Here is a 12025-nt window from a genome sequence, read left to right on the forward strand (position 1 = left end):
TCGGCACATTGACGAACGGTCCGGCGAATGTTCAGATGCGGCCCTGTTTCAGGTGCCGCATGCCGCCGTGCATGAGGTGAAACGGGAAACCGGTACGCTCGTTCGAGCAAGTCCGGTGCTGCCCCCGCAACGGTATTCGCGTGACCCCTTCGACACACCACTGTGGCCAGAGCGCCATGGGAAGGTGAAGGGTTCGATACGCGAGAGCCCGGAGACCGGCCTGGAATGTGTGTTTGGCAAAATCCTGCGGTGGGCGGGCATGGGCCGGTATTGGCGTGTGCTCGATACTTTCTCCTGCGTGCTTCTGCGAAGATACTTTCGAGAAGACTATGATTTTTCAACGTTACGTCACTTCTGGCCCAACCCTGCTGTTGGGTTGCCTGTTCAGCCCCCTGCTACTGGCTGACAACAGCGCCCTGGAACTCAAGCCGCAGACCATTCTGGCACCGTCGGTGGAGTCCACCACCGTGGCCGACATGGCCCAATACGGCAGCAAGGTCGAGATCGTCACCCGCGCCCAGATCGAACGCGCCGGCCCCAGCGCCGATATCACGCGGGCGATGCAGATGTTTATCCCCGGTTTCTACGTCGCGCCGAAAAACGGCCCGTTCGACTACGGCACCTATTCCCTGCTGGGCGGGCGCAACGACGACACGCTGATCCTGCTCGACGGCGTACGCCTGAACAACCGCCTGTACGGGGGCCTGTACCTGGACACCCTGCCGGCCAACGCCGTGGAGCGCATCGAAGTGCTCAAGGGTGGCCAGAGCCTGTTGTTCGGCACCCAGGCCGTGGCGGGCGTGATCAATATCGTCACGCGCAGCCCGCAGACCCGTGAGGTGTCCGGCGAAACCAACCTGGGCGTCGATACCTTTGGCGGCACCACGGGTGATGCCCGGGCCGAGCGGATTTTCACCAATGGCCTGGGCGACCTGGGCCTGCTGGCCTATGTCAGCCATAACGTGTCCGAGGGCTACCAGCCCTTTCGCAACCGCGACATGAGCAACGTCACCGACAAGAAACGCTCCTACGAAGTCACCACCCTCGGCGCCAAGGCCATCCAGTCTTTTAGCGATGACTCGCGCCTGGAACTGTTCTACCAGTACTCCGATGCCAACCTGGACTTTGCCGGCGCCACCAACAACCGCAAGACCACCAACGACCGTGTGCAGCAGATTGCCACGGCGACCTTCGAGCAAAACATCAACGAGCGGCTGAGTTACTTCGTCAAGGGCCATATCAACGACTGGGACACTCGCTACTCACGGGTCAACAACACCGCCGACGGCGGCACCGTGGTGCGCAACCACAATGACTACTGGGGCTTTACCGACTGGGGCGTGCAGGCCGAAGGCAAGGCTGAGCTTACGGGCGGCCATGTGCTGGTGTTCGGCTCGGATAACCAGTGGTTCAAGGGCCAGGACGACGTGCTGGTGATCGACAACAACAAGGCCCAGGCCCACGCCCTGTACACCCAGCTGCGCCCGCAGATCGACGCCCTGCCCGACTGGCATCCGAGCATCGGCGTGCGCCACGAAACCATGAGCGGCGGCGACAGTGCCACCGTCGGCATGCTCACCTCGCTCTACGACCTCAACCCCAACTGGGCCCTGCGCGGCCAGTACGGTACGGCCTACAAGCTGCCGAATGCCGAGCAATTGTTCGTCAATGAACCCGGCGACGAGTTGGGCAACCGCAACCTCAAGCCGGAAAGAAGCCGTAACGCCGAGCTGGGCCTGGACTACAAGGGCCTGCTGGCCGACCGTGAATTCAGCGCCAGCGTGACCCTGTTCAAGCGCAAGATCACCGACCTGATCACCCTCGACGATAGCCACTGGGTCAACGGCCAGGGGCAGATCCAGGTGCGCGGTTTCGAGGCCGACGCCAAGCTGGCGCTCAACGACCAGTGGAGCTTGCAGGCGGACATGACCCGCAACCTGACCGAATCGCGCGCCGGGGTCACCCTCAATGACGTGCCGAGCTTCTTTGCCCGCTCGCGGGTGGGTTTCGAGTCGCAGAACCGCCTGTGGGGCGCCGGCGCGGCGATCCGCTATATCCACGATGTAATCAGCTCGAAAAGAGTCGAATACGGCCACTATTCGGTGGTGGACGCCGACGCCTATCGCTACCTCGACCCTGCCCATCAACACCGCGTGAGCCTGCTGGTAGAAAACCTGTTCGACCGCGACTACGTCACCAGCCGCTCCAGCAATGTCGACAACCTGGGCCGGCCGTTCACCACGGAGGTGCGTTACACGTATCGCTTCTGATGACTGAAATCACGCAAATCGACGGGGTGGACACCCACCCCGACTGGTCCCGTATCCCCGAGCATGCCCACCATGTGCTGCTGTGCATCGGCCCGCGCTGCACCCAGCGTGGCGCCCTGCAACTGTGGAAAACCCTGCGCCGGCGCCTTTTGGAGCACCAGCACATCGAAGTGCCTGGCGGTGTGCTGCTGACGCGCACCCATTGCCAGTTCCCCTGCAACCTGGGGCCAGTGCTCACGGTGTACCCGCAGCGCTGCTGGTATGGAGTGCACAGCAAGGCCGATGCCGTGCGCCTGGTGGATGTGCACCTGGTGGGCGGCGAGGTGGTCGAGGAACTGTTGATCCGGGAGCATCCATGAAACGTTTGGCAGGCGTTGCCATCGCCCTGTTGTGCAGTGCCTCGGCCATTGCGCACGACTACCGCAACTGCCAGCAGGATTGGCAACTGCCCCATGCACCGCCGGCGCGGATTGTCGCCCTCAACCAACACGCTGCCGATATGCTGCTGGCCCTGGACGCCGGCCCGGCGCTGGTGGGTGTGGCGTACCTGGATGACAACGGCGTCGCGCATAAGCAGGGCAAGTATTTGGGGGTGCCGGTGATTGCCCCGCGCTACCCGGCCAGCGAGGTGCTGTATGGGCAGAGGCCGGACCTGGTGGTGGGCGGGTTTGCCACGGCTTTTGGCGACGGCATCACCTCGCGCACCGGGCTGGCGGGCAATGGCGTGGCTTCGTATCTGCTGGAATCGGCCTGTGCCGGGCATTCCCTGGATTATTTCGGGCATATCCGCACAGACCTGCAAACCCTGGGCAACCTGCTGCATAAGCCGCAGCGCGCCCGCGAGCTGATTGCCGCCCTGGACGCCGACCTGGCCAGCGCCCGGGCACTGGCCAAGCCGGCAACACCCTTGTCGGTGTTTTACCTCGACAGTGAAGTCAACGGCCTGGACAGCGAAGGACAGCAAGGTTTCGTCACTGCCCTGCTGGCCGCCGCCGGCGCGCGCAACCTGTTGGCCGGGATCAATCAATACCGGGTCACGGTCAGCAGTGAGACGTTATTGATGAGCGACCCGGATGTGATCCTGCTGGCCGATGCCGTATGGTCCCCGGCCAGCCGTAAACGCCAGTTGCTGACCCGCGACCCGGTGCTGTCGCGCCTGCGGGCGGTGCGGGAAAACCGCATGATCGATATCCCGTTTACCCACCTGGTACCCACTGTCGGCAGCGGCAAAGTGGTGCTGGACCTGACGCGCCAGCTCAACACCCTGTAGGAGCGGGCTTGCCGGCGACTCGTGACTTATGGTCAAGAGTCATTTGAACAATCGTGGGTGTTTCCCCGGGCGCCCCGGGCAGATACTCGAGGCCATTGTTCACGCCATCACAGGAGTCACTCATGTCTATTCCCGCATTCGGCCTTGGCACTTTCCGCCTGCAAGGCCAGGTGGTCATCGATTCCGTCAGCACTGGCCTGGACCTGGGCTACCGGGTCATCGATACCGCGCAGATCTACGAGAACGAAGCCGAGGTCGGCCAGGCTATCGCTGACAGCGGTATCCCCCGCGATGAGCTGTTCATCACCAGCAAGATCTGGATCGCCAATTTTGCCGAAGGCCAGTTGATCCCCAGCCTCAAGGAAAGCCTGCGCAAGCTCAAGACCGACTACCTGGACCTGACCCTGATCCATTGGCCGTCGCCGGAAAACCAGGTGCCCGTCGCCCAGTTCATGGGGCAGTTGCTCGAAGCCAAGCGCCAGGGCCTGACCCGGCAGATCGGCATTTCCAACTTCACCGTGGCACTGATGGAACAAGCCATCGCCGCCGTCGGCGCCGAGAATATCGCCACCAACCAGATCGAGCTGCACCCGTACCTGCAAAACCGCAAGGTGGTGGATTTCGCCACGCGCCACGGCATCCAGATTACCTCGTACATGACCCTGGCCTACGGCGAGGTGCTCAAAGACCCGGTGATCCAGGCGATTGCCGAGCGTAACCAGGCCACACCGGCACAGGTGGCCCTGGCCTGGGCCATGCAACTGGGGTACGCGGTGATTCCGTCCTCGACCCAACGCGCCAACCTGCAGAGCAACCTCAAGGCCGTGCAACTGACCTTGAGCGAAGCCGATATGGCGCAGATCGCAGGCCTTGAGCGCGGTCAGCGCCTGACCAGCCCCAAGGGCATTGCGCCGCAGTGGGACTGAGCTAAACCGCCGGGCTGCGCGCCAACTCCCGCAGCCACGGCAAGACCCGCAAGCCGCTGGCCGGTGACGGCGGGTCGATGATGCCCATGAAGTGCTCCAGGGTGAGGCTGTCGGGCGACCCCGGCAAACGCATCATCGCCTGGGAGGCCGGCGCCCCGCTGTGCTGGTCGTCATAGACCAGCACATGGCGCACCTGCTGGAACGCCAGTGCGTCACCCGCGCTGGCGGCCAGGCCCGCATGGATAATCAGCACATCGAATGGCTCGGCTGGAATATCGGTCAGGATCAGCACTTCATCGAAGGTCTGCACCGGGACGATCCGGTAGTAACCCAGTTGGTTGAGCATTTTCTCGAGGTGCAAGCGTTGCAGGTGCTGTTCATCAGCGATCAGGATGGTCAGTGCTTTGGTGGGCATGGCAGGTCCCTGAGCAGGCAGCGCTCGTGGTTTGAAGGAGCGGCCTACTTTTTCAGACATATTTCGATAGCAAAATCAGCGTAGTTCCCTCTGCACGTAGGAGTTCTCCTAAACACTCTCGCAGTTCCTACTCTTATGCCCGGTTGCAATAGTCCGCCAGGGCCTGATGCAACTGATCAATGGCTGCTTGCACGCCAGCCACCGCCAAGGCCAACGCCTCCCGATCACGCTGTTCACAGGCGGCTTCCAGGGCCTCACAGGCGCTCACCAACGCCTGCGCCTCAACCAGGCGCGCCCCGCCCTTGGTCCGGTGGGCCAGGTCATGCAACTGTGCGTAGTGGTTTTGTTGCAGCAAGGCCGGCAGTTGCGTGCGGTCTTCGGCGAGGCTGTCGAGCAGCGGCTCCAACAGTTCCCTGATCGCGTCCATATCGCCACCGGTCAACTTCAGCAAGCGGCCCAGATCGATCGTCTGGATCGCCTCGGCCGCCTGCGGCTCGTTGACCGAAGGCAGGGCCGTACGCGAAGCGAGCGCCGCATGCAGGTCGTCGAGGCCAGTCGGCTTGAACAGGCAACCGTCCATCCCCGCCGCCAGGCAACGCTCGGTTTCCTCGGGCTGGGCATTGGCGGTAAACCCCAGCAACAGGCAAGGCGCCAGGCCACGGGCACGCTCGTCGGCACGAATTTCCCGCGCCAGGTCATAGCCGTTTTTCAGTGGCATATTACAATCGGTGATCACCCCATCGAAGCGCTCGGCCCGCCAGTACTCCAGGCCCTGCACACCATCTTCGGCCGTAGTGATGCGGTGCCCCAGGAAGCTCAGTTGGCGGGTCAGCAATTGGCGATTGGCCGGGTAGTCATCCACCACCAGGATATTCAACCTATGGGCCGGCGGAGCATCCAGAGCGGCCGGCTCGTGATGGGCCGCGGCAGCAGACGCCACGGCCAGGGCCAACGTGACCTCCACGCGAGTGCCCTGCCCCAGCACACTGCTCAACTTCAGTTGGCCACCCATCATTTCACACAGGCTGCGGCTGATCACCAGCCCCAGGCCAGAGCCACTGCGCGCCGACTGGTCGGTATTGCGCCCCTGGACAAACGGGTTGAACAGGCGCATCTGGTCCTCGACGCTGATGCCTACCCCCGTGTCTTCCACCACCAGCCGCAGGCTCAGATAACCATTGGCAACCGCAGGCGAGCCACTGCAGCTCAAGCGCACATGGCCCTGGGCGGTGAACTTGATGGCGTTGCTCAACAGGTTGGAAACCACCTGCTTGAAGCGCAGCGGATCGATCAGTACATGCCGGTCGAGCAGCGGGTCCAGTGCCACCTGCAACACCAGGCCCTTGGTCCGCGCCAGCCCTTCGAAGATGCGCGCCACCGAGGCCAGCAACTCACGCAGGTTCGATGGCTCCAGGGCCAGGGACAGATGGCCGGACTCGATGCGCGCGATGTCGAGAATATCGCCGATCAATTCCAGCATGCCCCGCGAAGCGTCGGAGGCCACGGCCAGGGCATCATGGTCGATCCGCCCCTGCTCGGCATTTTTCAACGCCAGCTCGATCATGCCGATCACCGCGTTCATCGGCGTGCGGATTTCATGGCTCATGGTCGCCAGGAACGTGGTCTTGGCCCGGTTGGCAGCGTCGGCACCCTCCTTGGCCTCCTGCAATTGCCCCAGCAAGCGCTGGCGTTCACTGACATCGACCCAGCCGGCAATCATGCCCACGACCTTCTCGTCACCGTCGCGGTACGGCAGCATCCAGTGGTAAATGGTCAGGGTCGCGCCCCCAGGCACCTTGAGGACACGGTCGTGAATCTGCGGCTCGCCGCGCTCCATCAGGCGCAAGTAGTCTTCATGGTAGGACTGGGACTGGGGCTGGTTGCCGGTGTCGGTCTCGACCACGGTCTTGCCGATCACATCTTCAAGGCAAAAGCCGAATACATTCAGGTAGGCGCTGTTGCACGCCATCAACCGGCCCATGCGGTCGCGCACATAGATCGGGTGCGGCGTGCCGTCGATCAGCACGCTCATAAAGCGCATCTGGTCGCTCAGCGCGCGCTCGGCCTGGCCGCGCTTGCGTATCAGGCTGCGCAGGTAAATGGCCCAACCCAGGGTGAGCGCCAACAGCAGCGCGGCCAGCGCAAACCCCTGGATAATCGTGTCGCGGTGGCGCAGCCAGTAACTGTCGTCGATCACCACCTCGCTGCGCCAGTGGTTGGTCAACTCGTCCATTTCCTGGGGAGAGATGCTCAGCAGCGCCTTTTCCAGGATCGAATACAGCTCCAACTGGCCGCGCCCCACGCCAAAGGCGATACGCGCTGGCTGCGCGCCCACGGTACTGGTGATACGCAGGCGATCACGGTATTTATGGGCAATCATGTAGCGCGCAATCATCAGCGCATTGACCGACGCATCGACCCCGGCACTGGCCACCAGGGCCATGGCCTCGGCGGGGCCGTCGACGTCTACCAGGATGATTTGGGGGTATTCCCGGCTGATGATTTCCCGCTGTACGCTGCTGCGAATCACCGCCAGGCGCTTACCTGTCATATCTTCCATGGTGATCGGGCTGCGCTCATCATCGCGGGTGACCAGCACGAACGGGTTGCTCAGGTAAGGCCGGGTAAAGCGGATCTTGTCCTCCCGGGACATGCTTGGGGTAATCAGCGCGATCATGTCCGCGTCGCCCTCGCTGACCTGCTCGACTTGGCGCGGCAGCGAACCGCCGCGTATCACGTCGAACTTCAAGCCGGTGCGCAAGCTGACCTGCGCCAGTACCTCGGCACTCAAGCCCTGGAACTGCCCACGGTCGTTGAAAAATGACAGCGGCAGGAATTTGTCGAGCGCCGTGACCCTGACCCGTGGGTGCTTGTCCAGCCAGCGTTGCTCACTGGCGCTCAGGCGCAGGCGTTCGCGGCCGACCACCCCCAGGTTACCGGCGCTCCAGCGGCGCAGGATCTCCATCTGCTCATTGGCGGGGATCACCTCCAGCACCGCATTGACAATACGCAGCAGCCGCTCATTGTCGCCGGCGAGCGCGAACGCAAAGGGGTTGACCTCCAGGCTGGAAAAGTCCGCCATGCGCACGTTATTGAGATGATTTTTATTGATCAGATAGTTGGTGCTGATTGCATCGCCCAGGTAGACGTCCGCCTGGCCAAAGGCCACTGCGCCAATCGCCTCGAAGGCCGACGGATAGATATGCAATGAAGCATTGGGGTAGAAGGCCGCGACTGCACCGGGCTGCATGTAGTGATAAAGCATGGACAGGCGCTTGCCGTCCAGGTCGGCCGTCAGCGACTGGCTATCGCCCACCCGCGTCACCAGGATCGGCTGGTCATTGGCGTAGGAGCGCGACAGCTTCAACTGGCCGTCCGCCGCCTCGTAGCCGTTGGCCGTGCCTACAAAGTCCACCTCCGCGTGCTTGAGGGCGGCGATGGCTTCGTCGCGGTGCTCATAGCGCTGCACCTGGACCTTGACGTTGAGGGCCAGGGCGATCAACGCCGCATAATCGGCGGTAATCCCCTCCAGTTCGTCGTTGTTATTCGTCAGATCAAAGGGCGCGTAGTCGGGAGCGGAAACCCCCATCACCAACGTGCGGCGCTGGCGCAACCAGCGCCAGTCCGCCTCATTGAGGTTCACCTGCGGCGCTTCCAGGCTCGAATGCCCCAACAGATGCAAAGCCTGTGGCTCGCCCAGAGCCACGTTGACGGTGAGTGACAGGCCCGCCAGCCAGAGTACGGCGAGCCACTTGCCCAGAGAGGTCGACATTTCAGATCAGATGATTGCGCTGGGCGAACTTGGATAAATGCACCACCGAAGACATGCGCAGTTTCTCCTTCAACCGGGTTTTATAGGTGCTGATGGTCTTGTGACTCAACAGCATGTCCTTGGCGATTTCATTGTTCCCCAGGCCCAGGGCGAGCTTTTGCAGCACCATCAGTTCGCGGTCGGAAAGTGCCTCTACCAGTTGCTGTTCAGTGGTTTGCAAGTCGTCTTTGCGCACCGAACTGGTGGGCAGGCTGGGGAAGCAGCTGTAGTTGGACATGACGGCCTTGATGGCTTTTTGCAGCTCATCGAGTTCACCGGTTTTCGCGACAAAGCCCATCGCCCCGGCGCGCATGCAACGAGTGGAAAAGAACACTGCCAGATAGGAGGTCAGCACCAGGATTTTACAGGGCAGGCCCAATGCCTTGATCCGGCTGATGACCTCCAGCCCGCCCAACTTGGGCATGGCCAGGTCGAGGATGACCAGGTCCGGTCGCTCCTCCCTGGCAATCTGTAAGGCGTCGGCACCGTTGGCAGCTTCGAAAATCTTCTCGAAGCCCTCCTGGCGCAACAGGTATTTGACGGTAGAACGAATGAACGGATGATCATCCACGATTAGCGCTTTGCTCATGCGGCTCCCTGGGAAGACACCACGATTGTTTAGTTGCTTCATTGGCGACCACTCATTTCAGGGGCGCCAACACCCTTACACATCACACGAAACCCCTGTACCTGTGAGAAATACCAGTTCCGACCAGCGGCACTGTCTACACAGAACGTTTCAACGGAATTTGGTTAGGTGCAACGGCGCAACATTAACAACGGAATGATGTTTCGCCCGAAGGGAAAATCCGGCGCACTTGTAGGATTAATCCTTCCAAAAGCGTAGTCAAATTCAATAAAAAAAGCCGCCCCCTATGACAGGAGGCGGCTTTTTGGGGGATGCAGGGTTTGCTTCAGTCGGTGGTGCTGGGGCTCCAGAAGGCCTGCACCACAAGGTTCGACTGTGAGATCCGCGCCACCAGGGCGTCCAGTTCATCACCGTCGACCGAGTTGGCCGCCAGCGTCGCCTCGATTTCCACCTCCTCAGTGCCAAATGGCCGTACGTCGACATCACTGGCCGGGTAGTTGCAGCGCGCCAGTTCCGATTCGAGCAAGGCCATCACCGCCTGCTGCTGGGCGCGCCGGGCGATCACGTAGAGGATATTGGTGACCTCCGCCGACACCACATCCAAAGGCTGGCGGTTGATGTTATTGACGATCGGCCGCAGCAAGGTGTTGGCCGCCAGCACAAAACAGGTACCCAGGAACGCCTCGAGGATCAGGTCGGCGCCGGCGCAGGCGCCCACGGCGGCGGAAGTCCACAGCGTGGCCGCCGTATTGAGCCCGCGTACGTTGCCCTCCTCGCGCATGATCACCCCGGCGCCGAGAAAGCCAATCCCGGACACCACATACGCCACCACCCGCACCGCCCCTTCGGCCCCGGCCAGGCGGTTGGCCATGTCGACAAAGATCGCCGCTCCCACCGCCACCAGCACGTTGGTGCGCAGCCCCGCCGTGCGCTGGCGGAACTGGCGCTCAAAGCCGATCAGCCCACCCAGGATGAAAGCCGCGCTGAGGCTGACCACGGTGTCGATCAGGGAATCCAGATTGATATTGTTGAGGGCTTGCATGATGAATCTCCCTTTGATTGCCCGCAGAATCAGCGTCGAAAAAAGGGGGATCAGGCAGGAACCAGGACGGTTCGCTACCCAAAGACCGCTTCTCGCTTGATCGGCGAGGCAACGGCACGGGGATGCGCGTCAGCTGGCCAAGCCTGGTCGACAACTGTCACTCGAAAGTCTGTTCACGAAGGTCTGCGCTATGGTTGAAAACCGGCGCAGCTTACGCCCGCAGTCTGCGGGAGGAAAGTGACAGTGCGGCGAATCGCCGGGTTCTTCAGCCAGGGTTCAGCCAGGCATCGCTCCCGCGGGCGCGGGAGCGATCTGCAACGCTGTCAGCTCGCGGTGGCCAGCAGCACATCACGCACCGAGCGCGCCTGGCCCAGGCTGCGGTCATGCTCGTGCAGCGAGGCGGCAATCTCATCGGCGCGAATCGGCAGGATCGACAGCAACGTATCGCTCAAGCCATGGCTGGCCTGGCTGAAACCCTGCATGTAGATGCCCGCCTTGCAGCGCTCGTCGGTGACCACGCGGTAATCGCGGCTGACTTCAAAGTCACCCATATAGGCCTCCAGCGGCGCCAGCAACTGGCGATGCATCTGCCGTTCATAACCTGTGGCCAGGACCACCGCATCGTAGTGGTTGATCACGGTCTCACCGGTGGCGTTGTGACGTACCAGCAACTCGATGCCCAAGGGCCCGGCGCTGGCTTTTTCCACGGTGGTCAGGGTGCGGAATGCGTGGCGGGCGATGCCGGAGACTTTCTGCCGGTAGAAAATCCCGTAGATGCGCTCGATCAGGTCCAGGTCCACCACCGAATAGTTGGTGTTGTGGTACTCGTTGACCAGGCGTTCGCGCTCGCTGCTGGGCTGCTGGAACACCAGGTCGGTGAACTCCGGGGAGAACACTTCGTTGACGAACGGGCTGTCATCGGCAGGCTTGAGGGCCGAGCCGCGCAGGATGATGTCCACCTGCACCGAGGGGAAGCTGTCGTTCAGGTCGATAAACGCTTCGGCCGCGCTCTGCCCACCGCCGATGATTGCAATGCGCATCGGCTTGCCCTCGACACACGGCTGCTGGGCCATGCGCGCCAGGTACTGGGAATGGTGGAACACCCGCCCGTCATCCTTGAGCGCCTTGAACGCCTCGGGAATCCGTGGCGTGCCACCGGCGCTGACCACCACCGAACGTGCGGTGCGCACCAGTTGCTCGCCATGGGCATCGCGGGAGATCACCCGCAGCGCCTCGACCTGCTGCTGATGCAGGATCGGCTCGATGGCCAGCACTTCCTCGCCATAGCGGCTTTGCTCGGTAAATTGCCCGGCGACCCAGCGCAGGTAGTCGTTGTACTCCATGCGGCACGGGTAGAAGGTGCCCAGGTTGATAAAGTCCACCAGGCGCCCGTGGGCCTTGAGGTAATTGACGAAAGAGTACGGGCTGGTGGGGTTGCGCAGGGTCACCAGGTCCTTGAGGAAGGAAATCTGCAGCTCGCTCTGGCTCACCAGGGTATTGCCGTGCCAGCGGTAGTCGGCCTGCTTGTCGAGAAACAGCACATCGAGCTTGCCCTGGGCTTTCTCGCGCTCTTGCAGGGCGATGGCCAGCGCCAGGTTCGAGGGACCGAAACCAATACCGATCAGGTCGTGAACCGCGGGCGATGCAATTGCCTGTGTCATTCCAGTGTCCTCTGGATAAGCCCCGTGGCGATGGGGCGGAA

Annotated in this window: 9 protein-coding genes and 1 riboswitch; of the genes, 4 read left to right on the forward strand and 5 right to left on the reverse strand. The window is 62.2% G+C overall.

What is annotated here, in order from left to right; all coding sequences use genetic code 11:
* Nucleotides 1–33: 33 nt before the first annotated feature.
* Nucleotides 34–238: riboswitch (cobalamin riboswitch) on the forward strand.
* 91 nt (nt 239–329) lie between these two features.
* The 4 genes from AC19YY_RS19975 (at nt 330) to dkgB (ending at nt 4466) form a co-directional block, all read left to right on the forward strand.
* Nucleotides 330–2270, forward strand: coding sequence for a TonB-dependent receptor plug domain-containing protein (locus AC19YY_RS19975; protein WP_492633451.1), 1941 nt, complete (start codon nt 330–332; stop codon nt 2268–2270).
* Nucleotides 2270–2629: a (2Fe-2S) ferredoxin domain-containing protein gene (locus AC19YY_RS19980; RefSeq protein WP_500604720.1), complete on the forward strand. Its 360-nt coding sequence runs from the start codon at nt 2270–2272 to the stop codon at nt 2627–2629. The genes AC19YY_RS19975 and AC19YY_RS19980 overlap by 1 nt, the downstream gene beginning before the upstream one ends.
* A complete protein-coding gene (locus tag AC19YY_RS19985; protein WP_172314492.1) occupies nt 2626–3540 on the forward strand; it encodes an ABC transporter substrate-binding protein in 915 nt (304 codons plus the stop codon). Before AC19YY_RS19980 ends, AC19YY_RS19985 begins: the two co-directional genes overlap by 4 nt.
* A 122-nt stretch (nt 3541–3662) precedes the next feature.
* Nucleotides 3663–4466 (forward strand): 2,5-didehydrogluconate reductase DkgB, encoded by an 804-nt coding sequence (gene dkgB / locus AC19YY_RS19990; protein WP_169954753.1) that lies wholly within the window; start codon nt 3663–3665, stop codon nt 4464–4466.
* A gap of 1 nt (nt 4467) precedes the next feature.
* Here the strand turns inward: dkgB and AC19YY_RS19995 are convergent, their stop codons facing one another.
* From AC19YY_RS19995 to AC19YY_RS20015, 5 genes are all read right to left on the reverse strand, one after another.
* Nucleotides 4468–4881, reverse strand: a complete 414-nt coding sequence (locus AC19YY_RS19995; protein WP_169954754.1) for an ANTAR domain-containing protein — start codon at nt 4879–4881, stop codon at nt 4468–4470.
* A 133-nt stretch (nt 4882–5014) separates the two neighbouring features.
* Nucleotides 5015–8653, reverse strand: coding sequence for a transporter substrate-binding domain-containing protein (locus tag AC19YY_RS20000; RefSeq protein WP_500604721.1), 3639 nt, complete (start codon nt 8651–8653; stop codon nt 5015–5017).
* Between the two features lies 1 nt (nt 8654).
* Nucleotides 8655–9281 carry a response regulator transcription factor gene (locus AC19YY_RS20005; RefSeq protein ID WP_169954756.1) on the reverse strand — a complete coding sequence of 209 codons (627 nt, stop codon included), beginning with the start codon at nt 9279–9281 and terminating at the stop codon, nt 8655–8657.
* A 325-nt stretch (nt 9282–9606) separates the two neighbouring features.
* Nucleotides 9607–10323: an MgtC/SapB family protein gene (locus tag AC19YY_RS20010; protein WP_169954757.1), complete on the reverse strand. Its 717-nt coding sequence runs from the start codon at nt 10321–10323 to the stop codon at nt 9607–9609.
* Nucleotides 10324–10646: 323 nt separating this feature from the next.
* Nucleotides 10647–11984 (reverse strand): lysine N(6)-hydroxylase/L-ornithine N(5)-oxygenase family protein, encoded by a 1338-nt coding sequence (locus AC19YY_RS20015; protein WP_169954758.1) that lies wholly within the window; start codon nt 11982–11984, stop codon nt 10647–10649.
* Nucleotides 11985–12025: the final 41 nt, after the last annotated feature.

The sequence above is a fragment of the Pseudomonas sp. MF09156 genome, from assembly GCF_059862305.1.

Excerpts from the sequence above, each read along its gene's own strand:
- AC19YY_RS19975 (WP_492633451.1), top strand. The coding sequence starts at position 330 with ATGATTTTTCAACGTTACGTCACTTCTGGCCCAACCCTGCTGTTGGGT.
- AC19YY_RS19980 (WP_500604720.1), top strand. The coding sequence starts at position 2,270 with ATGACTGAAATCACGCAAATCGACGGGGTGGACACCCACCCCGACTGG.
- AC19YY_RS19985 (WP_172314492.1), top strand. The coding sequence starts at position 2,626 with ATGAAACGTTTGGCAGGCGTTGCCATCGCCCTGTTGTGCAGTGCCTCG.
- dkgB (WP_169954753.1), top strand. The coding sequence starts at position 3,663 with ATGTCTATTCCCGCATTCGGCCTTGGCACTTTCCGCCTGCAAGGCCAG.
- AC19YY_RS19995 (WP_169954754.1), bottom strand. The coding sequence starts at position 4,881 with ATGCCCACCAAAGCACTGACCATCCTGATCGCTGATGAACAGCACCTG.
- AC19YY_RS20000 (WP_500604721.1), bottom strand. The coding sequence starts at position 8,653 with ATGTCGACCTCTCTGGGCAAGTGGCTCGCCGTACTCTGGCTGGCGGGC.
- AC19YY_RS20005 (WP_169954756.1), bottom strand. The coding sequence starts at position 9,281 with ATGAGCAAAGCGCTAATCGTGGATGATCATCCGTTCATTCGTTCTACC.
- AC19YY_RS20010 (WP_169954757.1), bottom strand. The coding sequence starts at position 10,323 with ATGCAAGCCCTCAACAATATCAATCTGGATTCCCTGATCGACACCGTG.
- AC19YY_RS20015 (WP_169954758.1), bottom strand. The coding sequence starts at position 11,984 with ATGACACAGGCAATTGCATCGCCCGCGGTTCACGACCTGATCGGTATT.